Here is a 23,549-nt window from a genome sequence, read left to right on the forward strand (position 1 = left end):
ATGCCGTGCCATGTAATCGCTTGCCTGAGATGAGCGAACCACTCTCCTACCTCGGCGTCCCCCTGGCCCGGCCAAAGGTCGGCTTCTTTGAACTCAGCTCCTGCGAAGGGTGCCAGTTGCAGCTGTTAAACAACGAGGCCACCCTGCTTGATTTTCTCAACCTGGTGGAGGTCGTCAATTTCCGGGAAGGGATGAGCGAACGCGGGGACAACTACGACATCGCCTTTGTCGAGGGCAGCGTCACCCGCAAAGACGAGATCGCCCGACTCACAGCGATCCGCAAGAACGCCAAGATCCTGGTCGCCCTTGGCTCCTGTGCCTGCTTTGGCGGGGTCAACCAGCTGAAAAACCGCTTCCGCGATCTGGATTGGGTAAAAAAAGAGGTGTACGGCGACTTCCCCATCGAGACCATGGAAGTGCACCCCCTGGCGAATTTTGTCCAGGTGGACCTCGAGATCTTCGGCTGCCCCATCAAAAAGGAGGAGGTCGAAAGAATCGTCACCGATCTGGTGGTGGGCAAGGCGGTACGACACCCGGAATACCCGGTGTGCATGGAGTGCAAGGCCAACGAGAACATCTGCCTGTTCGAGCTCGGCGAGCCCTGCCTCGGCCCGATCACCCGGGCTGGCTGCGATGCCTGGTGCACCAGTAACCGCAGGGGCTGCTGGGGTTGCCGTGGCCCGGCGGAAGGGGCCAACCTCAAAGAGCTGGAAAAAATCATGCACACTTACGGCTTTGACAGCGAGACCATCCTCGACCGGTTGGAATGTTTTGGCGGCTTTGCCGCCTTTGCCGACACCCTCCGCCCCAAAAATAAAGCTGAGTTGAGCAGCTTGCCTGCGCAAACGAAACTTATACCCTCTGGGTGCAAAAAGGCCCCGGCCAGGAGGAAAAAATCATGAAGCTCTCCTGCGAGGTCAATGTCCACCACCTGACCCGGGTGGAAGGGCACGGCAACATCCAAATCAGCATCAAGAACGGGGTGGTCAAAAAGGCGCAATGGGAGGTGGTGGAAACGCCCCGTTTCTTCGAGGCCATGCTGGTGGGCAAGCACTGGGAAAACGCGCCCTATATCTGCGGACGGATCTGCGGGATCTGCTCCATCGGCCACACCCTGGCCAGCATCCGGGCGGTGGAAAACGCCTTCGGCATCACCCCCACGACCCAGACCGCGAATCTGCGGCTCCTGCTCAAGCACATGGAAACCCTGCAGAGCCATATCCTGCACCTGTACTTCCTGGCGGCCCCGGATTTCCTCGGCGTAGGCAGCGTCCTGCCCCTGGCCAAGACCCACCCGGAGGTGGTGCAGCGGGCCCTGCGACTCAAACTGCTGGCCAACGATGCCTGCGATATTATCGGCGGCAGACGGTTGCACCCCACCCGGACCGTGGTGGGGGGCTTCACCATGCTGCCGGAAAAGGGCCAGCTGGAAAAAATCCGCCAGCGGCTGATGGCCTCGGTTCCCGATCTGCTCGCCTCGGCGGAGCTGTTTAAAACCTTCACCATCCCCGACTTCAGCCGGGAAACGGAATTCGTCTCCCTCAAGGGCGACACCGGCTATCCCTTTATCGGCGGCAAGCTGGTCTCCTCCGACGGGGTCGTGAAAAAGGAAGACCTATACCGGGCCATGACCAATGAATACTGCGCCAAGGGCTTCACCTCCAAGCTGAGCAAACTCTCCCGCGCCTCCTTTGCCGTCGGCGCCTTGGCCCGGCTCAACAACAACTTTACCCTGCTCCACCCCACCGCCCGGGAGATCTCGAAATTTCTCGGCCTGGTGCCGGTAAATCACAACCCCTACATGAGCAATGTGGCCCAACTGGTGGAATGCATCCAGGTGACCCTCGATTCCGTGCAGCTCATCGACTCCCTGCTGGGCAGCCCCTGGCAGGAACCGCGCCAGCCGGTAAAGGCGAAACAAGGCGAAGGGGTCGGCGCGGTGGAGGTTCCCCGGGGCATCCTCTACCATTATTATAAATTCGACAAGCACGGCAAGATCAGCAAGGCGGATTGCGTTATCCCCACCAGCCAGAACCACGCCAACATCCTGCACGACATCGAGGCGCTGGCCGGCCAGTATGCCCAAACCGGGAAAAAAGACCAAGAGATCGAATTGCTGGCCGAGATGCTGGTCCGGGCCTATGACCCCTGCATCTCCTGCTCGGTGCATTAAGCTTGCCGGCTCAGCAAAAAATAATTCCAAAATTCCCGCAACCGGGTATGATGTTCAGTCTTTTATAGGGGATTCATACGCATGCCAACCGACAACTCTGCAACCACCAGCGACCAAAATCGTCGGGAAAATTTCCGGATCGATGATCTGCTGGCCACCTCGGTGCAAAAAATCGAGAACGGCGTCCTGCCCGTGGCCAGGATTATTCCCGTTGCCCTTTCCGACTCCGGCAGGCTCGGCGCCGGTCTGAATCCGCTGCCCCACGAAATCGATCCATCCTTTGCCCTGATGCTCCTTGAGGCCAACGCCAAACTGGATCTGCTGTTTGCGTTCTACAAGATGCCCCGCTACAACGAGGCGAAAGATCTCAAACCCTCCATGACCCAGTTGCTCCTCCAGATCAACACCAAGCTGGACAACCTCCTTGATTTTCATCTCATTGCCAGACAACAGGAAGCAACGCGCGTTGGCGAGGTAAGCCTGAGCGCCAGCGGAATCATGCTTACCTCCCATGAGACGCTTGCGGCCGGAGATGTCGTGGAAGTCCACATGCTTCTCTACACGGACCAACCCTGTTGGGTCGTAGTCGGCGGTTCGATTACGCGAGCAAACCCGCTTCCGGAGGGAGGCTGCCAGGTGGCTATCCAGTTTGCCCCGACAAACGGGGCAATCCAGGACGCCATCGCCACCTATGCCCTCAGAAAACAGAAAGAACAACTTATCAGTCAGCGCTGGCTGGAGCCCTAACCTTTCCGGCCTCGGCGGAAGAAATTCGGCGGCAGTAGCGCGACATCAACCCAATACGCATTCCATGGGGAAACACTTACCAACATGTTCACAATCATCGGCATAGCAATTGTCCTGGGGTCGGTTATCACCGGCTACGCCATGGGAAAAGGCAACTTCCACATCCTGTTCCAGCCGGCGGAGGTAATTATCATCTTCGGCGCCGCCATCGGCGGTCTGATCATTGCCTCGCCGGGCAAGGCTTTGAAAGTCATTGTCGGACACATCGGCAGCATCTTTTCCGAATCCCACATGAACAAGGCGCATTACCTGGAGCTGTTGCTGCTGATGAACGCCGTTTTCTTCAAGATCAAGAAGGAAGGGTTGGTCGCCATCGAGTCCGACATCGAAGATCATCCGAAAAGCCCCCTGTTCCAAAAATACGCCAACATCATGAAGGACCGCGAGGTGGCGGAATTCATCTGCGACACGGTCCGCACCATGCTCAGCGCCAATTACCCGGCCTATGAGCTGGACAACCTCATGGAGATCGACCTGGAAGCCAACCAGCATGAACGGCTGCTGCCCGCCCACAGCATCGCCCGGGTAGGCGACGCCCTGCCCGGCCTGGGTATTGTCGCGGCGGTTCTGGGTATTGTTATCACCATGGGCTACATCAACGAATCGGCCGAGGTTTTAGGCCACCATATCGGCGCGGCCCTGGTCGGCACCTTCTTCGGCGTCCTTGCCTGTTACGGCTTTGTCGGACCCATGGCCACCAAGCTCGAGCACCATGCCCAGGAACGCGAGACCTATCTGCGAGTGATCAAAACCTCCCTGCTTGCCGCCTATTCCACCAGCTTCATGGTGCAGTTCGCCGTTGAGGCCGGCCGACGGGCCATCCCCGGCGACGATCGTCCCTCCTTCGCCGAGACCGAGGAGGCCATCAAGAAATGGAAGACAAAAGCATAATCATAAAAAAAGTCAAGAAGGTCCAAGGCGGCGGCCACCACGGCGGCAGCTGGAAAGTGGCCTTTGCCGACTTCATGACCGGCATGATGGCTTTTTTCCTCCTCATGTGGCTGGTCAACATGACCACCAAACCGCAAAAGGAGGAGCTCGCCAAGTATTTTCAGGAGTACAGCATCTTTGCCGAGGGCGGCGCGGGCGGAACCACGCAGATGATCTCCACGGAACAGGCACAGCCCGCAGCCCAGATCACCGTTACCCAAGCCCCAGCCGCCGCCTCCGGGGCAACGGAAGGAGAGGGAACCGCCGCAGGCCTGGAGCAGCTCAAGGACCAGCTGCAAAAGGAAATCGAGCAGCGACTTGCCGATCTCAAAGATCAGGTGCGCATCGAGGTGGTCGAGGGTGGGGTCAAAGTGGACATCATGGACAAGGAGGGAAACCCCATGTTTCCCTTAGGCAGCACGACCCTGACCGAAAGCGGCCAGAAGATTTTGAAGGTGCTCTGCGACAACATCAAAAACACCTCAAACCGCATTGAAATCGAAGGCCATACCGATGCGGTGAGTTATGCAAAAAAAGAATTCGGCAACTGGGAGCTTTCCACCTCCAGGGCCTCTGCCGCCCGGCTTGAGGTGGAAAAGAACGGCATCCCGCCCAGCCGCCTCCTCCGGGTTTCCGGCTATGCGGCCACGGAGCCGATTATCAAGGACAACCCTTTTGATCCCCGCAACCGGAGAATAAGCCTGCGCCTCTACCCCGATAAATCAGGCAAGTCTCCTGCCCAGACACAGGTTGTGCCGCAACCACCACCGCAGCAAGCCCCGGCTCAGGCTGCCACCCCCAGCACACCGCAGGCTGCGCCCCAGGTTCAGCCGGCGCGAATGAAGTAACCACGGCGAAACTCAAGGGGCCGTTACGAAGTCACTTTTCGTTCCAGCCCCTTCTGTGGCTCACCCCATTTCAACCCGTTAGCACTGCGGTACAACGGCCTGCCGGACGAACGGAGTAACTCAGCAACAGGAACCGCCGCCCGGTTTCCCCGCCACCGAACAACAGGCGTCGCTGCTGCGGCCCAGCATGGTATTGAATACCGCCTGGGCGCAGCCCACTCCGCTTTGCACCCAAACCGCCCCAGTCGGGCAATTCATCATGCAGGCCCCGCACTCCATACAGGCATCCTGTTCGATGATCCGCGCCTTGCCGTGCGCCAGAGAAAAAACCTCCTGCGGACAGACCGTCAGGCACATGCCGCAACCGATGCAGGCCTCCTGTTCAAGACGCAGGGTGGCAACTCCCTTGAGATATAACAGCCTTCCCGTTTCCTTCATTGCAACCTCCTTGCCCAGACCAGCAGAAACAGCCCGCAGAGTACCGCCGCAACCTGCAGCGGCACAGCAATGCGCATCTCCTTCTTCACCCCGGAAAGCGAGGTGTAGGTCGAGGCCCCGGTAAATTCCATGCCGAGAAAGGAAGCAATGGCCGGGATGAGCAGCAACCAGGCCAAACCGGTCAGGGTGTTGCCCGCCCCCCCTGACCGGAAAAAAAAGACCGCGACAACCAAGGCGACCATGAGCCCCGCCACGCCCCCCTTCAGGGAAAAGGCGCGCCCAGGCAGCACCGGCAACAGCAAGGGGGTCAGCACCGTCCCGGCAACGATTCCGCTCCACAGGCCAGCCACTGTCCAACCACTATGCACCCGGACATTCTCCCAGAATGACCCCGAACCAAACAGACCGCTCGCCCCATACAGCACAACGGACAGGGGCACCGCCCATTTACAGACGATGACGAGTTCCACCGGAATCAACACCGCCCGTTCCGGCAGAAAAAAAGTCTTGCGCCGCATTGCCGGGGTGGCCTGCATCCCGCGAGCCAAAAACTCCGGAAGATCCCGGGCCATGACCGGCCCGTACACCACGCTAAAGCCGCTCTGTTGCTTCACCGCATGCGCCGCGATGCCCGGCGCACCGAGTTGGGGGACAACAAGCCTGCGATGCCGGACCAGTTGGGCAAGCCGGCTCGCAGCCACCTGGGCACAGAGCGCAACAGTGCCAAAAGTCCCCTTGCCCGCAGCGCACCAAACATTGATCCCGTTGGTGTCAAGGGCCAGAAGCCAAGCATCGTGCCCCGCCAGGGCAGCACGGAGATGGTCGAAACTCAACTTGTAATTGGCCGTGATCAGAACGGGCGCATCCTCTGTGGGGGCACCAACTCCGTACAGGCCAGGCTCAACGGTATATTGCATCCGCTTAAAGCCCAGGCGAACCCGGAATGCGCCCCAGCGGTCCCGCCAGGCAAGCACCGTGGCGACCAGCGGCATCGCGCCCAGCGGAGTCGCAAGCACGCCGGTGACAAAGGCTTGCTCAGCTATGGCCACTCCTGCCCGAGGAGGGAGCTTCGGGCCTCAACAGCTTTGCTGACCGCCGGGAAAAACGTTTTTATTCTGTTCCATCTGCCTTGCCCCACAATTTTTTCATGTCCACGATTGCTTCAACCTAGCTTGTAAGATAAGCACTCGTCAAGCCTGATCAAGCCAGCGCAAGCTTACTGTTATTTTGCAGGCAGGCCCCCCGCCAGCCCTTCCCCCGGAAAATTCCTTGACAGGGTTTCTGACCTCCTGGTAATGTGAACGAGCATTCACATGAAGGAGCCGCTGTGCCGCCGAAAAAAAGCACCCATATCCGCAGGGAAGAGATTGTCCAGGCCGCGCTTCAGGTCATCGGCGAAAAAGGGGTGCACGGCCTCACCATCACCGAGATTGCCGGACGGGCAGGGATGAGCGATGCCAATATCTACCGCCACTTCAAGGGCAAGCAAGAGATTCTCGGAGCATTGGGGGATTTCATCAGCGAGGTGGTGATGGGCAAGGCCGCGGGCATTGCGGCTGGAAAAGGTTCCGCCCTGGAAAAACTTGAGATCATTTTTCGTTCCCACGCCGCCCTGATTGCCGCAAACCCCGGCCTGCCCCGCTTCATGTTTTCCGAAGAGATCCACCTCGGAGACCCGCTTCTGGCCAAAACCATAGCCGACAAGATGCGGGGATACATCGAAACCCTCACCAACCTCATTGGTGCGGGAATAAAAACCGGCGAGCTCCGCTCCGTTTCCCCAAGGGAAACAGCGATCACCCTGCTTGGTATGATCCAGTTCACCGCCCTGCGCTGGTCCATCACCCGGGGTGCTTTCAACCTGGATGCCGAGGCAGAGCAGCTGTGGCACAATTTCCTGCGGCTTATTCAACCAGCCCCTTTGCCAGCGCCAAGAGAAACCAACCCCATGGAACCCGTATGAAAAAAACACTCATTTTTTTAATGCTCGCCCTCTTTCTCAGCCACCCGGCCAGGGCGGAGGAACCGCTTACCCTGGCGGAGGCGCTTAAAACCGCCGACAAAAATCATCCCCAGATTGAAGAAGCGGCAGCAAACCTCTCGCTCATGCAGGCCAAGCTCGGCCAGACCAAGGCCAATTACTGGCCCCAAATTAATCTTGCCGGCGACTGGAACAAGGGGGACACCTTTCTCACCGCCCTGGGCGGCATCAAGGAAACCGAGGTTTCCACCACCTCGGTGGTGGTCCGACAAAATATCTATGATTTTGGCCGTACCGCCGGGGCCACCGATGCTGCACGCGGGGCCAAGGCCGCTGCCGCGGAAGGAGTATCGGTCAGCCGGCAGGATGTGGCCTTTCGGGTCAAGGGCGCCTGGTATCTCGTCCTGGCGGCGGAAAAACAGGTGGAGGCCAGCCGCAAAACCGTGGCTGCCCGAGAAGGGCTGTCCCGCCAGGCCGAGGAGTTTTTTCGGCACGGGATCCGCTCCAAAGTGGAGGTGGCTAGGACCGAAGCCGCTCTATTCGCAGGCAAAAGCCTGCTGATCAGAGCCGAGAACAACCGGAATCTGGCCCGGTTGGAACTGGCCAACGCCATGGGACTTACCTCTCTTGCGGACCGGACCCTGGCCGAGCCGGAGGCAAAAGCGGACTCCGCGCCAAAAGATCTGGCCAGCCTGCAGGATGAGGGATTACGCAACAGAAATGAACTCAAGCGGCTCTCCTCCCTCAAGGATGCGGCCTCAGGCTCTTTGCGGGCAGCGCGCAGCGGCTACCTTCCCACCGTTTCGGGCACGGCCAGCTATGGCGAAGCCTCCCAGAGCATGCTCCCGGAAGGCCAGGTCTGGGCAGTAGGCGTCAATCTCACCCTGCCGGTTTTTTCCGGATTCGCCACCCAGGAACAGGTGCGTGAGGCCGACGCCGCAATGCAAGGGGTGGAGGCACAGCAAAAAAACCTACGGATGCAGGTGGCCAAGGAAGTGGAATCCGCTTGGCTGGGGATCACCGAGGCCCAAGCCCGTCTTGCGGCAAGCAACAAAGAGACGGTGTCAGCCCAGGAAAGCCAGCGCCTGGCCATGGAACGCTACCGGGAAGGATTGGGAACAATGATCGAGGCCATTGACGCTCAAGCCCAAGCCTTGAACGCGGAAACCGCCCAGATCCAAGCTGCATACGACCAAAAAATTGCCTGGGCCAGGTTGGACCGCGCTCTGGGTAGACCATAGAGCCGCAATGGAGAAAAATATGAGACAACTTCCGACGATGCAGAAAATACAAAAAAAACATCTCCTGGCGCTGGCCGGGATTCTGGCCCTGGGCCTTGTCCTCCGGCTCACGGTTTTTGCCCCTCCCAAGGTGCAGGTGGTGCATCTTGCCAAGCGGGATCTGACAGCCCAGATTTACGGCAACGGCACGGTGGAAGCCAAGGTGGTGGTCAACATCGCCAGCAAGATTACAGGCCGGATCGCCGAGGTCGGCGCGGACCAGGGGGATGCGGTCAAGCGGGGGCAGGTCCTGGCGAAACTTGACCTCAGCGAATTGCAGGCCCAGAATCGGCAGGCCGAGGCAACTTTGGCGCTGGCGACAAAGAATGCGGCCCGGTTCAAGGCCCTGGCTGCCAAGGAACTGGTTTCAGTGCAGGAGGCGGAACAGTATCAAACCGCCTATCTGTTGGCCAAGGAAGCGGTGGTCGCGAGCCGCTCCCGGCTGGACGACGCCCTGATTTTGGCACCGGAGGACGGCGTCATTATCCGGCGGGATCTTGAACCCGGGGCCACGGTAACCGCAGGGCTGCCGATTTTCCTGCTGGCCAACCCGGAAACCGTCTGGGTGAAGGCCAATGTGGACGAATCACAGCTTAAGGGGGTGGCCCCTGGGCGGCCGGCAACCATCACCCTCCGCTCCGCGCCGGGTGAAAAATTTCCCGGCCAGGTGGCCCGCCTTGCCTGGGAAAGCGACCGGGTCACCGAGGAACTCGAGGTGGACGTGGCTTTTACTCCGGCGCGGAAAAACTTTCGCATTGGCGAACAGGCCGAGGTGCTGATCGTGACAGGCGCCAGACAGCAAGCGCCGTCCCTTCCCAAGACCGCTTTGGTGACCAAGGGAAAGCAGCGCGGAGTCTGGGTGGTAGAAAACAGCCGCCTCCGCTTTCAGGAGGTCGTTACCGGCCTTGAAGACCCCCAGGGAATGATCGAAATCACCAGCGGCCTTACCGAAAACGAGGCCATCGCCCTGGCCGCTCCGGAAAAAATGCAAAAGTTCAGCGACGGCCAGAAGGTCCGGATACGCAAATGAATCTGGCCCTGCGCGACATCCGGCACAACAAAAGCCGCTTTATCCAGACCTGCCTCGGCCTCGGCCTGCTCCTCGGGGTGGTGATGAGCATGGGCGGCATCTACCGGGGTCTGTTCACCGACGCCACCGCCATTCTACGCGCCACCGAGGCGGACCTCTGGGTGGTGCAGCAGGACACCAGCGGTCCCTTCGCCGCTACCTCACGCATTCCCGAGGAGATTAAATACCGGATCAGGGCGGTGCCCGGGGTGGCGCAGGCCTCGGCCCTCTCCTTTCAAAACATCCAGAGCGAACGCAACGGCAAGCCCTTCCGTTTCTTCCTGGTGGGCTATGAGTTGGGAGGCCTGGGCGGCCCGCCCACCATCGTCGCCGGACGGCCTCTCAGGCAAAAACATTACGAGATCGTGGTGGATCGCGCCATGAAGATCGCCCTGGGTGAGCAGCTGCGGTTGGCAGGGGACGACTACACCGTGGTAGGTCTTACCGCCAAGATGGTTTCCTCGGCTGGCGACCCGGTGGCCTATGTAACCCTGGCCGACGCCCAGAAAATCCAATTCAAGGATGACAACAACGCCATCCGTAACAGCCGAGAAAAACTCGCAGACCAGCTCCGCCGTCTGCCGTTTCTTTCCCCAAACCAGGCCAACCAACTCACCCCACAGATCGCAGGCATAGTCGGTTCGACTCACATCGCCAACACCGTGGTGGCACGGCTCGCCCCAGGGGCGGACCTTGCCCAGGTGCAAGAGCGGATCAACCGCTGGAACCACTTCCGCCCCCTGACCGGCAAGGACCAGGAACGCATCCTCACCGAGGGCATGATCAAGAAGGCCAAGATGCAGCTCGGCCTGTTTCGGGCCATTCTCCTCGTCATCTCCGGGGTCATCATCTCGCTCATTATCTACACCATGACTCTGGACAAGCTGCGGGTGATCGCCACCCTCAAGCTGATCGGCACCAGAAACCGGGTAATCGTCGGACTGATACTCCAGCAGTCGCTTCTCATGGGGCTGATCGCCTACGTCATCGGTTTTGCCCTGATCTGGCTCACCCACGATAAATTTCCCCGGAGGGTGGATCTGGTGGCCATCGATCTGCAGCTCCTGTTCGGCATCGTGATCCTGATCTGCATCGGCGCAAGCCTGGTGGGCATCCGCAAGGCCATGCGGGTCGAACCGGCGGAAGCCTTGGGAGGATGAGACAAATGTACGCGGTGCAGATTGAAAACCTTACCAAGATTTACGGCAGCGGCGGCACCGAGGTCGTGGCCTTGGCCGACGCCACCTTCGACGTGGCTCCCGGAGAACTGGTGGCCATCCTGGGGCCCTCGGGCTCCGGCAAGACCACGCTCTTGACCACCATCGGCCTGGTTACCGAACCGACCCGGGGGAGAGTGGTGCTGGACGGAGAGCTGATCGCCGACGGCGGCTGGCCGCCGGGCCTCGATCTCAAACGGGTGCGGCGGGAAAAACTGGGATTCATCTTCCAGTCCCACAACCTGATCCCCTTCCTCACCACGGTGGAAAACGTGATGATCGCCTTGGAGAACAACGGGGTGGGAAGCAAGGAGGCGCGAGCCCGGAGCATTGCTATTCTGGAAAACCTGGGCCTGGGCCACCGCCTAAACCATTATCCGGCCCTGCTCTCCGGCGGTGAGTCGCAGCGCACCGCCATTGCCAGAGCCCTGGCCAACCGACCCCGGGTGATCCTGGCCGATGAGCCCACCGCCGCTCTGGACACGGAAAACGGCAAACACGTCATGGCCCTGCTCAAGAAGCTGGCAGTGGAGAACAACTCCGCCATCATGGTGGTCACCCACGACCAACGGATGGTGGAAGGCTTTGACCGGATCTTTACCTTCAGCGATGGTCGGATCGTTGACGAAAAGCGGAACCATGCGGGCTGAGGCGGATTGCTTTAAAAAAGCCCGGCCTTTTCAGGTCGGGCTTTTTTAAAAAATATTTTGCTGCCTTCTTAATGCTTGAAAGACCTTTGTCCGGTGAACTTCATGGCCACCTGCGGCTTAGCCTCGTTGCAGGCCTGGATGGTCTCAAAATCGCGCATGGAGCCGCCCGCCTGGAGAATGGCGGAAACCCCCTGCCGGATGCCGACATCGGCACCGTCCCGGTACGGGAAAAAGGCGTCGGAGATCATCACCGAGCCGGGGAGGCCTGCCTTGTCCGCCTTGGTCTGTCCGTCAATCTTCTCCTGGTCCGCCTTGTTCCGCTTGCCCTGCTCGATCTCCAGCACCATATCCGCATAGGGAAGACCAAAGGTATCGAAACAAAGCATATCGGCATACTTGGTATAGGCCTTGTACACCGCGATGTCAGCCACCCCGACCCGGTCCTGCTCGCCGGTGCCGATGCCCACCGTGCAGCCATCCTTCACGTAGATGACCGAGTTGGAGGTCACCCCATGCTCCACGGCCCAGCCAAAGATCATGTCATCGATCTCCCGCTGGGTGGGCTCCCGTTCGACCTTGTATTCCTGGCCCTTCGAGATACTCACCGCCGGCTTCAGGTCGGCTACGGAACGGATGGAGTTCACCGCCGATTGTTGGACAATGAGGCCGCCATCGATCAGACTTTTGAAATCGACATAACGGTATTTCTCATAGTCGGCGAGCCGGTCGATCCGGCTGATCCGCACCACCCGCAGATTTTTCCGGGCCGCGAGGATCTCCAGGCTTCCCGTCTCGAACTCAGGGGCGCAGACCACCTCCAGATAGTTCTTGCTCAAAAGCTCGGCGGTTTCCTTGTCGCAGGGCCGGTTGAGAATCACCGCCCCGCCGAAGGCGGCGATGCGGTCGGCCCGGTTGGCCCGGTCATAGGCGCGGGCCAGAGTCTCGCCGCAGGCCGCGCCGCATGGGTTGTTATGCTTGAGGATCACCGCGGCCGGATGGTCCATGAGATACTTGATGATGTTTAAGCCGTTGTCGATGTCGGTGAGGTTGATCTTGCCGGGATGCTTGCCCACCTGGAGCATGTCCTCCGCCTTGATCCCGCTGACCAGCCCCTTACCTGGCTCGATGAACCGGCAGTCGCCCAGCACCAAATTACCGTTGGTCAGTTCGTAAAGGGCCGCCTCCTGGTCCGGGTTCTCGCCATAGCGCACCCCCCGCTCATCAACGCTGCCGTCCTCGGCCACGATCTTCCAGGTCTTCTTCCGGTAGACCAGTTCCTGGTCGCCAAAGGTGATTTTCATCTCCATGGGAAAGTGGTCACCAAGAATGGTGGTGTACATTTTCTTCAAATCTGCCATTGGGTTCACCCCTCCTTCCTTATGGTTGCGCGTATCGTTCAGGCAGCCTGCTGCCCGTCTCCCTGCACTTGAAAAACAGCATCCCAATCCTTAAGGACCGGGTCAAAGCCCTTTTGCTGGATGGCGGCACTCACCTCGGCGAGGCTCCGGCTATCGCCAACCTCGAACTGCTCCCCGCCCGCATCTGCCAGGCCGTATCCTCCCGGCGCAGTGCAAGAGCCCGCCGAATACCGGGTAGGTCCTAGGCCGATCATGCCGTCGCGAAACCGGGCCTCCTCCCTGGTTGAGAGGTACAACCCGACATTCGGGTCGAAAATCCGCAGGGCAAAGATCATCTGGCTGAGATTTCTCTCACTCACCGGCAACAAGGGTTTGAACTCCCCTTGCGCCGGACGCATGCGCGGAAAGGAGACGGTGAGTCCGGTCCGCCAATAATTTTTTCGCAACCAGGCAAGATGTTGGCCCAGGGCCAGTCCTTCCGCCCGCCAGTCCGCAAGACCAAGCAGAGCGCCGATCCCGACCTCCCGCATGCCGGCGGCTGCAGCCCTGGCCGGGGTTTCCAACCGATAGTCAAAATCAGCCTTGCGCCCGGCCAGATGCACCTGCTTGTACACCCCCCGGTCATAGGTTTCCTGATACACGGCCACGGCGGTAATGCCGGCGCGGAAAAGTCTCGCATATTCCTCGGTGGCCAGGGGCTGTACCTCGATGGACAAGGCGGCAAAGCGATCACGCAGCCGCAGGGCCAATTCTTCGAGATAATCCACGCCGACCTTGGCCGGCGCTTCGCCGGAAACGAGGAGCAGATGGCTGAATCCGCGCTGGTGCAGGATCATGGCCTCGCTTTCCGCCTCGGCAAAGGTCAGCACCCGCCTCTCAATAGTATTATCCGCCGAAAAGCCGCAATAGGCGCAGCGGTTGGCGCAAAAACTGGAGACATAGACAGGCGCATACATCTGCATGGTCCGACCGAAACGCTGGCTGGTAATGGCAGCGGAGCGTTTGGCCATGGCTCCAAGATGCGGCTCCGCCGCAGGCGACAACAGGGCGGCCAACCCTGCCAGACCCGGACGATCAGCGTGAAGGGCTCGCAGCACCTCTGTCTCGGTGGCACGGCTGATCGCCTCCTGCAATGCGGGAAATTCGGGGATCGTGAACATGGGATTAACGCAAAAATCCCAGCCCGTCCTCGGGCGAGGAGGGGGCGGCATCCTTAGTCACCATGCCGAGGCCTGCTTCATAGGCGATCCGGCCCGCCTCCACCGCCATGGCAAAGGCCCGGGCCATGCGGACCGGATCCCCGGCCACGGCAATGGCCGTGTTGACCAGCACCGCATCGGCGCCCATCTCCATGGCCTCGGCCACGTGCGACGGTGCGCCAAGCCCTGCGTCAACGATAACCGGCACCTGGGCCTGGGCAATGATGATCTCGATCTGAAACCGGGTCAATATCCCCTGGTTGGTGCCGATGGGCGAGCCAAGGGGCATGACGGCAACAGCGCCCGCGTCTTGGAGGCGCAGGGCCAGAATCGGATCGGCGTTCATATAAGGCAGCACCTTGAACCCTTCCTTAACCAATTCTTCCGTGGCCTTCAGGGTTTCAATGGGGTCAGGGAGCAGGGTTCTCGGATCGGGGGTCACCTCAAGCTTGAGCCATTCCCCGCCGCCGGAGGCCCTGGCCAAGCGGGCAAGCCGGATCGCTTCACCAGCATCCCGGGCTCCGGAGGTGTTGGGCAGAAACAGGTAGCGGTCACGGTCCAGCACGCCCATGATATCATCGGCCGGGTTGTTGAGATCAACGCGGCGCAACGCCACGGTGACCATCTCACAGCCAGAGGCGGCAAGCGCCTCCTTCATGACCTCCGGCGAGGAGAATTTCCCGGTACCGCCGAAGAGCCGTGAGCGAAATTTTCTTCCCGCAATGGTCAACATCTCAACCGCCCCCCACAAACCGTATCAATTCAAGGACCGAGCCATCCTGCAAAACATGGCTCCCATATTCTTCCCGAGTCAAAATCTTCCCGTCACACTCGACCACCACCGAAGAGGCATCCAGGCCAAGCTGGCTGAGATAATCCGCCACCCGGATTCCGGAGCCGATCTCCAGCGCTTCGCCGTTACAGAAAATCTTCATCTACTCAGCCTCATTTTCAACACCCAACAGGAGCCGGACCACCTGGTTAGCCTGGTGGTGGGCGGCAATCCCGACCCGAGCCGCCATGAGCCCCTGTCCCGGCCCGGCAGCGCTGAGCTCATCGCCGACAAGATATATGCCGGGGTACAACCGCCTGGTCCGAATCGCATTGTTCTCGCCATAGCCAGCGAGCCCGGAGGCACATACATAAAAAACTCCGGGGAGATTGTGCAGAGCGGCCCGCAGACCCGCAGCCTTCATGGCCGGATCATCGAAACACTCCACCAGGGCGTGGACATTCTTAAAGACCACGCCGATATCGTCTTCTGCCAACCGCCTATCAATGGCGGTCACACAAACATGGGGATTCACCCGTTGCAGGATGTCCCCAAGCGCTGCGGTTTTCTTCTGGCCGATCTGGTCCACAAAATACTGTTGCCGATTGAGGTTGGTGGGCTCCACCACATCGTAGTCGACAAGGAGCAGGGAGCCAATGCCCATTCGGGCAAGGGCGATGGCCACCAAGGAACCAAGGCCTCCCAGCCCCATAATCCCGACCACCTTTTCCTGGAGGCGGTCCTGCACGCCTGGGCTGTGCCGGGCATAGAGCAGATGCCGCATCTCTTCCGCGGAAGGCGCTTTCCCCCGCTGCCACAGCCAGCATTGGTCCCCGTCGGACAATGTGGTTTGCAAGGTGGCCGGATAGCCGTTCACGAGCAAGATGTCAGCGTCGCCACCCTGTGCCCGCGCCAAGTCCGCAACAGTCATTCCGGCCTGAAAGGCAACCTCGTTTTCATTTACCCGCAGCATGCTGATATCCTTTTGCTCAACCCCTGCAAAAGCCGTAATACTAACCGACAGACACCCACGATGGTATATTTTTTTAGGAGCCGTTATGACCTTACCCCTGTGATTGTTCCAGTCTGCGATTAGCGATTTCGGCTTTTTGAGCCCGTTTAAAGGCTGCTGAAAATTCTTCTGGGGTCATGTTGTCCAGAGAGCTATGGGGCCGATTTACATTATAATCCGTTCGCCATAATTCAATTATTTCTTGGGCCTTGTGCAGGCTGACGAATACATGCTCATTGAGGCATTCGTCTCGGAACTTCCCATTGAAGCTCTCGATAAAGGCGTTCTGAACCGGCTTCCCCGGCTGAATAAACCTGAGCTTGACCTTGTTTTCAAAGGCCCAAAGATCAAGAGCTTTGCTGATAAACTCCGGGCCGTTATCCACCGTTATCACCTCCGGCAACCCGCGAGTCAGGGCGACACGATCAAGCACCCGGCTTACTCGCTGCCCGGTGAGCGAGTGGTCTGCCTCCAGAACCGGACATTCTCTGCTGAAGTCATCGACAACAGTCAATACCCGAAAACGGCGGCCACTGAAAAGGTTGTCGGAAACAAAATCCATGGACCAGTGTTGATTGATCCGTTCCGGACGATCCAGGACAACCCGGAGATGGCTTGTCCGTTTCTTGCGCTTCTTTAAGCGAAGGGAGAGCCCTTCTTCCCGGTACAGCCGTTCCGTCCGCTTATGATTGATCTGATAGCCTTCCCGCAGCAACATGGTGTGCAAACGAGGAGCGCCAAACTTGCGCCGCTGTTCCGCCAGCTCTCGCAGGCGGGACCTGATTTCTTCATCGTTCTTGGGTATCGCCTGGTACCGGCAACTGCTCCGGCACAACCCGACAACATCGCAGGCCCGTCGTTCGCTGAACTGATGGTTCTCTTGTAGATAGATCACCACGTTCCGCCGAGCGACAGGCGTTACCACTTTTTTGAGAGAACGTCCTTGATCGCCCGGTTTTCAAGCATTGCGTCAGCAAGCATTTGTTTGAGCTGTTTGTTTTCCTTTTCAAGCGTCTTCAGCCGTTTGGCCTCTGAAACCTCCATCCCGCCATACTTGCTGCGCCAGTTGTAAAAAGTCACATCGCTGATCCCGTGTTGACGGCAGAGATCTACGATTTTCATCCCCGCCTGGGCCTGTTTCAGTATGCTTATAATCTGTTCTTCGCTGAATCGTTTCGATTTCATGTCCGTCTCCTCGGTGAGGTTCTAGACCGAAATCACTAACTTCGCAATGGCTCAGTTTTTAGGGGCAAGGTCAGTTACACAACATCCTCTGCTTTCTTGGCCATTTCGTTACGGTTTTTTGTGCCGTTTTGGCCATCCAGAGGCCGACAATGTTATTTGGGACAACGGTTTGCCTCGACCAGCCACCATCCCGGTCAGGAAAGCAGCAACCATACCACTAACCTATAAAAATCTCCGACCAATGCGCGACAGATTTTTCACAAAAAAAAGCTGGTTTGAACAGTACGTTCAAACCAGCTTGGGCTTTTTAAGACAGGATTAAAAACTAATTATCCTCTTTCTTCTCCCCTTTCCCTTCGCTGTAATTCACCAGCTCAAGGATGGCCATCTCTGCCGCGTCGCCAAGGCGATTGCCGGTTCTAATAATCCTGGTATACCCGCCGTTTCTGGTCATGTACTCATCCTTGAGAACATCAAACAGCTTGGCGACAACCTTTTTATCCTGCATGAAGGATAAGGCCTGACGCCGGGCGTGGAGATCACCACGCTTGGCCAAAGTAATCATCTGATCCGCCACCTTGCGAACTTCCTTAGCCTTGGGGGCGGTGGTAATAATTCTCTCATGCTCGATCAGAGAAGTCACCATATTGCGAACCATGGCCAGACGGTTGGATGTTGTCCTGCCAAGTCTTCTGCCTGCTTTTCTATGTCTCATAACTACCTCTTCCCGGATTTATGACTGCTCTTCAGACACCTTGTCTGACACAACAGGAGGCTCCCAGCCTTCTAATTTCATGCCCAGCGAAAGCTCCATCTCAGACAGCAGCTGCTTGATCTCATTAAGAGATTTACGACCAAAGTTTTTGGTCTTCAGCATCTCAGCCTCGGATTTCTGCACCAATTCGCCGATGTGACGGATATCCGCATTCCGCAGACAATTCGCGGAACGAACAGAAAGTTCCAGATCCTCTACACTGCGATAGAGATTCTCATTGACTGGCGACACACGATCTACGCGGGTATCATCAATGGCCGGCTCAACAGATTCCTCATCAAAAGCGATGAAAACCTGCAACTGTTCTTTCATTATTTTGGCGGCATAGGCCAAGGCATCTTCAGGCCGCACGCTGCCATCGGTGGTTATTTCCAGAATCAGCTTGTCATAATCGGTCTGCTGACCAACACGCGCCTGGCTGACAAGGGACTTCACATTGACAATGGGCGTAAAAATAGCATCGATGGGAATTACCCCGATCACCTGCTCCTCCGCCTTGTTTTTCTCAGCGGTGACGTAGCCTTTCCCCCACTTCACCTCAAACTCCGCCTTAAACACACCCTCGCCGGTGATGGTGCAAATCTCCTTCTCAGGATTCATCACCTCCACCTTTCCGCCGGAGGTAATATCTCCGGCGGTAACAGTGCCAAGTTTGTTCTTTTCAATCTTGACGATCTGCGAGCCGGGAGTATTGAGCTTCAGGCGCACTTCTTTAAGATTAAGGATGATCTGGGTAACATCTTCCTTAACCCCGGGAATGGTTGACAGCTCGTGAAGCGCACCATCAATTTTCACCGAAACAATAGCAGCCCCCTGAATAGAGGACAAAAGTATCCTGCGCAGGGAATTCCCTATAGTCGTGGCAAACCCTCGCTCCAAAGGCTGACAGGTGAATTTGCCGAAACTTTTTGTATGGCTGTCCTGGTCTACTTCCAGTCTTTCAGGAATGATAAGCTCATGCCAATTTCTGTAAAACGGATCAGACTCAAGTGTCATAGTTTCCTATTGCTCCACGGTTGGCTAATTATTTGGAGTAAAGCTCTACAATCAACTGCTCCTGAATCGGCATGGTGATTTCCTGCCGAATCGGTAAGGCTTTCACAGTACCCTTGTAGTTCTCTTTATCAAGCTCCAACCAGCTTGGCACACCACGGCGCACAACAGCCTCAAGGCTCTCATTGATGGCGGCAACCTTGCGGCTCTTTTCTTTCAAGGTAATAACGTCATTCACGGAAACCCGGTAAGAAGGAATGTTCACCTTCCTGCCGTTCACCTGAATATGATCGTGCCGTACCAACTGCCGCCCCTGATTCCGCGAGCTTGCATAACCAAGGCGGTAAATCACATTATCAAGGCGGCTTTCCAGGAGCATCAACAGGTTTTCACCAGTAACACCCTTGATCCGCTCAGCAATCTCGAAATATTTGTGAAATTGGCCTTCCAGCATACCATACATGCGGCGGACTTTTTGTTTTTCCCGCAGCTGAATGGAATAGTCAGAAACCTTGCGCACCCGGGCCTGACCATGCTGTCCCGGTGGAAAGGAACGCCTCTCAAAGGCGCACTTATCTGAATAGCATCTGTCGCCCTTCAAAAACAACTTGAGTTTTTCGCGCCGACACTGCCGGCATTCCGCGCCTGTATATCTGGCCAATTTGGACCTCCACTCAATCTCACGCAATCATACTTTAATTATCAAACGCCCTGCGACCAGCCCTGCTCCACTATACCCTTCTACGCTTGGGAGGCTTGCAGCCATTATGCGGCACTGGGGTCACATCACGAATAACGCTCACATCAAATCCGTTGGTCTGCAAAGCCCGAATAGCAGATTCGCGTCCCGGCCCAGGTCCATTGACCCTGACCTCGACTTTGCGCATGCCATGTTCCTGGGCTTTTTTCGCCGCAGCATCAACCGTATTTTGCGCAGCAAAAGGAGTGCTTTTCCGTGACCCCTTAAAACCCAAACAACCGGCACTCGACCAGGAAATCACATTCCCCTGCCTGTCCGCAAAAGTAACAAGGGTGTTGTTGAAGGTGGAGTGAATAAAACATATTCCCTCGGGTACGTTCTTCTTTTCCTTGCGTTTCGGACGACTCGCTTTCGGACTAGCCATTATAACTCCTATAAACAATCCAGAATGATTATTTAATGTCTACTTTTTGCTTTTAATCGCTGAACGCCTCGGACCTTTCCTCGTCCTAGCATTGGTCTTGGTGCGCTGTCCTCGACAAGGCAGCCCCTTACGATGACGGATTCCGCGGTAGCATCCCGCATCGGTCAACCGTTTGACATCCATGGCTACTTCCCGCCGACGGTCGCCTTCAACAACAAACTCATCATCCATGATTTTTCTGATGTTGGTAACATCACTTTCAGACAAATCATCGCTGTTCGTTGTGTGCGGCAAACCAACCGAATCCAGAATTTTGCGGGCAGAAGTTCTGCCAATTCCGTGGATGTAGGTTAAAGCAATAACCATGTGCTTATTTCTTGGTAAATCAACACCAGCTAAACGTGCCAAGGCATGCCTCCCTTGCTAGTCAAAATAAATTAAAAAATTATCCCTGCCGCTGTTTGTGCTTTTTTATCTTACATGAAACACGTAAGACGCCTTTCCGTTTGAACACCCGGCAGTCACTACAAATTTTTTTCACAGAAGATCTTACTTTCATTGCGCAACCCTTTTGTTATGCGGCAAAAAATATTCTACTTCTTCTTTGCCCTGAATGTCACTCTTCCCCGTGTGAGATCATAAGGAGATAATTCAACAGTGACACGATCTCCCGGGAGAATCTTAATAAAATGCATCCTCATCTTTCCGGAAATATGGGCTAATATCTTATGCCCATTATCGAGCTCAACCCGAAACATTGCATTGGGGAGAGGCTCAACGATGGTTCCTTCAACCTGAATAGCTTCTTCTTTGGTCATAAACCCCTTATTTCCTACAATGCACTTCTCTCTGCCCTAATGCAAACATACGATGTTTCTGGCAGACAGAAAGCAGAGGATATTACCTTATTTATTTTTTTTTGCCTTATTTTTTTTCATAAAAACAAAAAAAGCTACGCAGGCAACTCGCTCAGAATTATGGGCGCGCCGTCTGTTACCGCAATAGAATGCTCGAAATGCGCCGAAATCTTCCTATCCCTTGTTACAACCGTCCACCCATCCCGCAATACATCAACCGCATGGGTGCCAAGATTTACCATGGGTTCTATGGCAAGAACCATGCCCGCCATGAGCTTGGGTGTACGTTCCGACCGGACATAATTTGGTATTTCCGGGGCCTCATGGAGCTGGCTCCCAATGCCATGGCCGACAAACTGCCGGACAACTGAAAAACCGTGCTTTTCCACATGTTCCTGCACGGCCTGTGAGATATCGTTTATTCTATTCCCAGGGATTGCCTGGGCAATCCCTTTATAAAGAGCTGCCCGCGTCACCTCAAGCAAGGACCGCCACTCTGCAGCAACCGTACCCACAGGAATGCTTACCGCCGCATCCCCGTAATACCCTTTATATTTTACACCAAAATCTATGCTGACTATATCGCCATCCCTGACAATGACCTTCTTGGATGGAATCCCATGCACAACCTGTTCGTTGATGGACACACACAGACTGCCTGGAAAGCCGCGATATCCTTTAAAGGCAGGCTCAGCGCCACAATCACGACAATATTTCTCTGCCAGCGCATCCAGAGCGAACGTTGTGCAACCTGCCTCAATCTTCTCGGTAAGCAGGGCCAAGGTCCTAGCAACGATCTGGTTGGCCTCGTGCAATAGCTCTATTTCTCGAGGCGACTTCAGAATAATTGCCATGTTCATGCCACTAAAAACGCTCTCAACGTCCCTTGAAGCCACCTGACTTCATAAAACCATCATAGTTCCGCATAACCGTATGGGACTCAATCTGGGCGATGGTATCAATAGCCACCCCAACAACAATCAACAGGGCGGTGCCGCCGAAATAAAAAGGCACATGCAGCTTGTTGATCAAGATGGTCGGCAGCACACAGATAACGCTGATATAAGCAGCACCGATCACAGTCATCCGCACCACAATCTTGTCGATAAAGTCGGAAGTTTTCTTCCCCGGTCTGATCCCAGGAACAAAGCCGCCATGTTTCTTCAAGTTTTCCGCGATGTCAACCGGGTTAAAAGTAACCGCCGTGTAGAAAAAGCAGAAAAACACGATAAAACCGATGAAAAGCAGGGTGTGTGGCAGGCTGCCCCAACTGAGCGCAGCGCTCATCTTCTGCACCCAATCAACCTGGATAAACTGTCCGATGGTGGCGGGAAACATCATGATGGAAGAGGCAAAAATCGGCGGGATAACCCCGGACATATTGATTTTCAGAGGAAGGTGTGATTGCTGCCCTCCATACATTTGCCGACCGACCATCCGTTTCGCATACTGAATGGGAATACGCCGTTGCGCAGTTTCAAAAAAGATGACAAAAGCAATCACTGCGGCAATCATGGCCAACAACACTGGCAACATAATATAGGATATCTCGCCCGCGCTGGCCATTTTGAAAGTATTTACAAGGGCAGCGGGCATTCTCGCCACGATCCCCGCAAAGATTATCATGGAAATCCCGTTGCCAATACCACGCTCGGTCATCTGCTCGCCAAGCCACATGATAAAAGCGGTGCCGGAAGTCAACGTCAGCATCGTCATCAACCGAAAATGCCAACCAGCGGCGATGACCACCATCTCGCCGGTTCCGGGCGCACTCATGCTTTCCAGGCCAATACTGATGAACAGCCCTTGCACCAGACTTAAGATAACCGTGGCATAACGGGTGTATTGTGTAATCTTGCGGCGTCCGGACTCACCCTCTTTTGAGAGTGCCTCCAGTTGGGGAACGACCACAGTCAATAATTGAAAGATAATCGAGGCGCTGATGTATGGCATGATGCCCAGAGCGAAAATGGAAAATTTTTCCAAAGCGCCACCGGAAAACATGTTGAACATATCAAAAAGGGAGCCAGCGCTTTTCTGAAAAAATTGATTCAGCGCCTCGCCGTTGATTCCTGGCGTGGGAATCTGCACTCCGGCTCGGTAAACGGCCAGCATTATCACCGTGAATAAGATCCGGCGCCTTAATTCCGGGATATTTGCAGCATTCTGAACCCCAGCGCGCATCTATTTATTCCTCAACCTTGCCACCAACTGCTTCAATCTTCTGACGCGCAGAACCACTCACCTTGTCGACAGCAACGGTTATCGCATTCGTCAACTCGCCGTTTCCAAGAATTTTCACAAGTTTGTCATTCTTGGAAACAAGCCCGGCAGCGATCAAGGCCTGGCGGTCAACCCTGGTGTCAGCGGCAAACCGTTCCAGTTCCTGGACATTAATAATGGTGTAGACTTTCTTGAAGATATTATTAAAGCCGCGTTTCGGCAACCGACGCTGGAGAGGCATCTGGCCGCCTTCAAACCCAATCTTGATCCCGCCACCGGAACGGGCTTTATGCCCTTTATGACCACGCGTAGCAGTTTTACCATGCCCAGAACCAAGGCCCCGGCCTATTCTTTTTCTCGGCTTTCTCGAACCTGGCTGCGGCGACAAATTACCTAAGGTCAACATAAATTAATCCTCCACCTCAACCAGATGTTCGACTTTTTTAATCATCCCCCGGATTTCAGGGGTGTCCTGCCGAATAACCGTTTTATTGATCTTTGTCAGCCCCAGGCCGATCAACGTCGCACGTATTTTTTCAGTGCTCCCGATCTTGCTTTTCTTCAGGGTCACTTTGAGCTGATTTGCCATATGGATACCCATTCACTCTTCATTAAGGTCATGCTGTTTTCAGCACACAATTGAAAAACTTAATCAATC

General features: G+C 56.4%; 29 protein-coding genes. 10 read left to right on the forward strand and 19 right to left on the reverse strand.

Translation table 11 applies throughout. The features are described from left to right. The first annotated feature begins 29 nt into the window (after positions 1-29). The 5 genes from ACZ46D_RS08710 to ACZ46D_RS08730 all read left to right on the forward strand — a co-directional run bounded on the left by ACZ46D_RS08710 (position 30) and on the right by ACZ46D_RS08730 (position 4,758). The gene (locus ACZ46D_RS08710) at positions 30-902 is read left to right on the forward strand and encodes an NADH-quinone oxidoreductase subunit B family protein (protein WP_464927056.1); all 873 of its coding nucleotides are present in this window, start codon (positions 30-32) and stop codon (positions 900-902) included. After that, a complete protein-coding gene (locus ACZ46D_RS08715) occupies positions 899-2,173 on the forward strand; it encodes a Ni/Fe hydrogenase subunit alpha (RefSeq protein ID WP_464927057.1) in 1,275 nt (424 codons plus the stop codon). The genes ACZ46D_RS08710 and ACZ46D_RS08715 overlap by 4 nt, the downstream gene beginning before the upstream one ends. An 81-nt stretch (positions 2,174-2,254) precedes the next feature. Beyond that, positions 2,255-2,920, forward strand: a complete 666-nt coding sequence (locus ACZ46D_RS08720; RefSeq protein ID WP_464927058.1) for a hypothetical protein — start codon at positions 2,255-2,257, stop codon at positions 2,918-2,920. A gap of 84 nt (positions 2,921-3,004) precedes the next feature. Continuing rightward, the gene (motA, locus tag ACZ46D_RS08725) at positions 3,005-3,871 is read left to right on the forward strand and encodes a flagellar motor stator protein MotA (protein WP_464927059.1); all 867 of its coding nucleotides are present in this window, start codon (positions 3,005-3,007) and stop codon (positions 3,869-3,871) included. After that, positions 3,853-4,758 carry a flagellar motor protein MotB gene (locus tag ACZ46D_RS08730; protein ID WP_464927060.1) on the forward strand — a complete coding sequence of 302 codons (906 nt, stop codon included), beginning with the start codon at positions 3,853-3,855 and terminating at the stop codon, positions 4,756-4,758. The genes motA and ACZ46D_RS08730 overlap by 19 nt, the downstream gene beginning before the upstream one ends. A gap of 120 nt (positions 4,759-4,878) precedes the next feature. Here ACZ46D_RS08730 and hgcB read toward each other — a convergent pair whose 3' ends face one another. Both hgcB and hgcA read right to left on the reverse strand, forming a co-directional pair. Next, the gene (gene hgcB, locus ACZ46D_RS08735; RefSeq protein ID WP_464927061.1) at positions 4,879-5,196 is read right to left on the reverse strand and encodes a mercury methylation ferredoxin HgcB; all 318 of its coding nucleotides are present in this window, start codon (positions 5,194-5,196) and stop codon (positions 4,879-4,881) included. Then, entirely contained in the window at positions 5,193-6,245 is a 1,053-nt protein-coding gene (hgcA, locus tag ACZ46D_RS08740; protein ID WP_464927062.1) for a mercury methylation corrinoid protein HgcA, read from the reverse strand. Before hgcA ends, hgcB begins: the two co-directional genes overlap by 4 nt. 278 nt (positions 6,246-6,523) lie before the next feature. Here hgcA and ACZ46D_RS08745 point away from each other — a divergent pair, with 278 nt between their 5' ends. Genes ACZ46D_RS08745 through ACZ46D_RS08765 form a run of 5 tightly spaced genes read left to right on the forward strand, consistent with a single transcriptional unit; the run spans position 6,524 to position 11,393 of the window. Then, positions 6,524-7,159, forward strand: coding sequence for a TetR/AcrR family transcriptional regulator (locus ACZ46D_RS08745; RefSeq protein ID WP_464927063.1), 636 nt, complete (start codon positions 6,524-6,526; stop codon positions 7,157-7,159). Continuing rightward, positions 7,156-8,418, forward strand: coding sequence for a TolC family protein (locus ACZ46D_RS08750; protein ID WP_464927064.1), 1,263 nt, complete (start codon positions 7,156-7,158; stop codon positions 8,416-8,418). The genes ACZ46D_RS08745 and ACZ46D_RS08750 overlap by 4 nt, the downstream gene beginning before the upstream one ends. Before the next feature lie 19 nt (positions 8,419-8,437). Next, positions 8,438-9,487, forward strand: a complete 1,050-nt coding sequence (locus ACZ46D_RS08755; protein ID WP_464927065.1) for an efflux RND transporter periplasmic adaptor subunit — start codon at positions 8,438-8,440, stop codon at positions 9,485-9,487. Then, the gene (locus ACZ46D_RS08760; protein WP_464927066.1) at positions 9,484-10,686 is read left to right on the forward strand and encodes an ABC transporter permease; all 1,203 of its coding nucleotides are present in this window, start codon (positions 9,484-9,486) and stop codon (positions 10,684-10,686) included. Before ACZ46D_RS08755 ends, ACZ46D_RS08760 begins: the two co-directional genes overlap by 4 nt. 5 nt (positions 10,687-10,691) lie before the next feature. Further along, entirely contained in the window at positions 10,692-11,393 is a 702-nt protein-coding gene (locus tag ACZ46D_RS08765; RefSeq protein WP_464929277.1) for an ABC transporter ATP-binding protein, read from the forward strand. A 68-nt stretch (positions 11,394-11,461) separates the two neighbouring features. Here ACZ46D_RS08765 and ACZ46D_RS08770 read toward each other — a convergent pair whose 3' ends face one another. From ACZ46D_RS08770 to rpmD, 17 genes are all read right to left on the reverse strand, one after another. After that, entirely contained in the window at positions 11,462-12,751 is a 1,290-nt protein-coding gene (locus tag ACZ46D_RS08770) for an IMP cyclohydrolase (RefSeq protein ID WP_464927067.1), read from the reverse strand. 38 nt (positions 12,752-12,789) lie between these two features. Then, complete coding sequence (gene thiH, locus ACZ46D_RS08775; RefSeq protein WP_464927068.1) at positions 12,790-13,911, reverse strand: 2-iminoacetate synthase ThiH; 1,122 nt, start codon at positions 13,909-13,911, stop codon at positions 12,790-12,792. Positions 13,912-13,915: 4 nt separating this feature from the next. Next, positions 13,916-14,683, reverse strand: coding sequence for a thiazole synthase (locus ACZ46D_RS08780; protein WP_464927069.1), 768 nt, complete (start codon positions 14,681-14,683; stop codon positions 13,916-13,918). A gap of 1 nt (position 14,684) precedes the next feature. Next, positions 14,685-14,885, reverse strand: coding sequence for a sulfur carrier protein ThiS (gene thiS / locus ACZ46D_RS08785; protein ID WP_464927070.1), 201 nt, complete (start codon positions 14,883-14,885; stop codon positions 14,685-14,687). Continuing rightward, positions 14,886-15,695 (reverse strand): sulfur carrier protein ThiS adenylyltransferase ThiF, encoded by an 810-nt coding sequence (thiF, locus tag ACZ46D_RS08790; protein ID WP_464927071.1) that lies wholly within the window; start codon positions 15,693-15,695, stop codon positions 14,886-14,888. Between the two features lie 91 nt (positions 15,696-15,786). Then, positions 15,787-16,919, reverse strand: a protein-coding gene (locus tag ACZ46D_RS08795) for an IS3 family transposase (protein ID WP_464926980.1) whose coding sequence is annotated in 2 segments (ribosomal slippage) — positions 15,787-16,667 and positions 16,667-16,919 — 1,134 coding nt in all. Because the reading frame shifts where the segments join, the coding sequence is not laid out codon by codon here. Positions 16,920-17,244: 325 nt separating this feature from the next. Next, positions 17,245-17,634, reverse strand: a complete 390-nt coding sequence (gene rplQ / locus ACZ46D_RS08800; RefSeq protein ID WP_464927072.1) for a 50S ribosomal protein L17 — start codon at positions 17,632-17,634, stop codon at positions 17,245-17,247. Between the two features lie 18 nt (positions 17,635-17,652). After that, positions 17,653-18,690 (reverse strand): DNA-directed RNA polymerase subunit alpha, encoded by a 1,038-nt coding sequence (locus tag ACZ46D_RS08805; protein ID WP_464927073.1) that lies wholly within the window; start codon positions 18,688-18,690, stop codon positions 17,653-17,655. A gap of 28 nt (positions 18,691-18,718) precedes the next feature. Further along, the gene (gene rpsD / locus ACZ46D_RS08810) at positions 18,719-19,348 is read right to left on the reverse strand and encodes a 30S ribosomal protein S4 (protein WP_464927074.1); all 630 of its coding nucleotides are present in this window, start codon (positions 19,346-19,348) and stop codon (positions 18,719-18,721) included. Between the two features lie 70 nt (positions 19,349-19,418). Further along, positions 19,419-19,811: a 30S ribosomal protein S11 gene (gene rpsK, locus ACZ46D_RS08815; protein ID WP_307632941.1), complete on the reverse strand. Its 393-nt coding sequence runs from the start codon at positions 19,809-19,811 to the stop codon at positions 19,419-19,421. Positions 19,812-19,850: 39 nt separating this feature from the next. Further along, a complete protein-coding gene (gene rpsM / locus ACZ46D_RS08820) occupies positions 19,851-20,219 on the reverse strand; it encodes a 30S ribosomal protein S13 (RefSeq protein ID WP_464927075.1) in 369 nt (122 codons plus the stop codon). A gap of 37 nt (positions 20,220-20,256) precedes the next feature. Beyond that, positions 20,257-20,370 (reverse strand): 50S ribosomal protein L36, encoded by a 114-nt coding sequence (gene rpmJ / locus ACZ46D_RS08825; protein ID WP_307632939.1) that lies wholly within the window; start codon positions 20,368-20,370, stop codon positions 20,257-20,259. 34 nt (positions 20,371-20,404) lie between these two features. Continuing rightward, positions 20,405-20,629, reverse strand: coding sequence for a translation initiation factor IF-1 (infA, locus tag ACZ46D_RS08830; RefSeq protein WP_464927076.1), 225 nt, complete (start codon positions 20,627-20,629; stop codon positions 20,405-20,407). 134 nt (positions 20,630-20,763) lie between these two features. Continuing rightward, positions 20,764-21,528 (reverse strand): type I methionyl aminopeptidase, encoded by a 765-nt coding sequence (map, locus tag ACZ46D_RS08835; protein WP_464927077.1) that lies wholly within the window; start codon positions 21,526-21,528, stop codon positions 20,764-20,766. Between the two features lie 16 nt (positions 21,529-21,544). Next, positions 21,545-22,852: a preprotein translocase subunit SecY gene (gene secY, locus ACZ46D_RS08840; protein WP_464927078.1), complete on the reverse strand. Its 1,308-nt coding sequence runs from the start codon at positions 22,850-22,852 to the stop codon at positions 21,545-21,547. Between the two features lie 4 nt (positions 22,853-22,856). Continuing rightward, on the reverse strand, positions 22,857-23,294 hold the full coding sequence (gene rplO / locus ACZ46D_RS08845) for a 50S ribosomal protein L15 (protein WP_464929278.1): 438 nt from the start codon (positions 23,292-23,294) through the stop codon (positions 22,857-22,859). 6 nt (positions 23,295-23,300) lie between these two features. Beyond that, a complete protein-coding gene (gene rpmD / locus ACZ46D_RS08850) occupies positions 23,301-23,480 on the reverse strand; it encodes a 50S ribosomal protein L30 (protein WP_307632934.1) in 180 nt (59 codons plus the stop codon). Between the last annotated feature and the right edge of the window lie 69 nt (positions 23,481-23,549).

Source organism: Thiovibrio sp. Mzg5, from assembly GCF_055379285.1.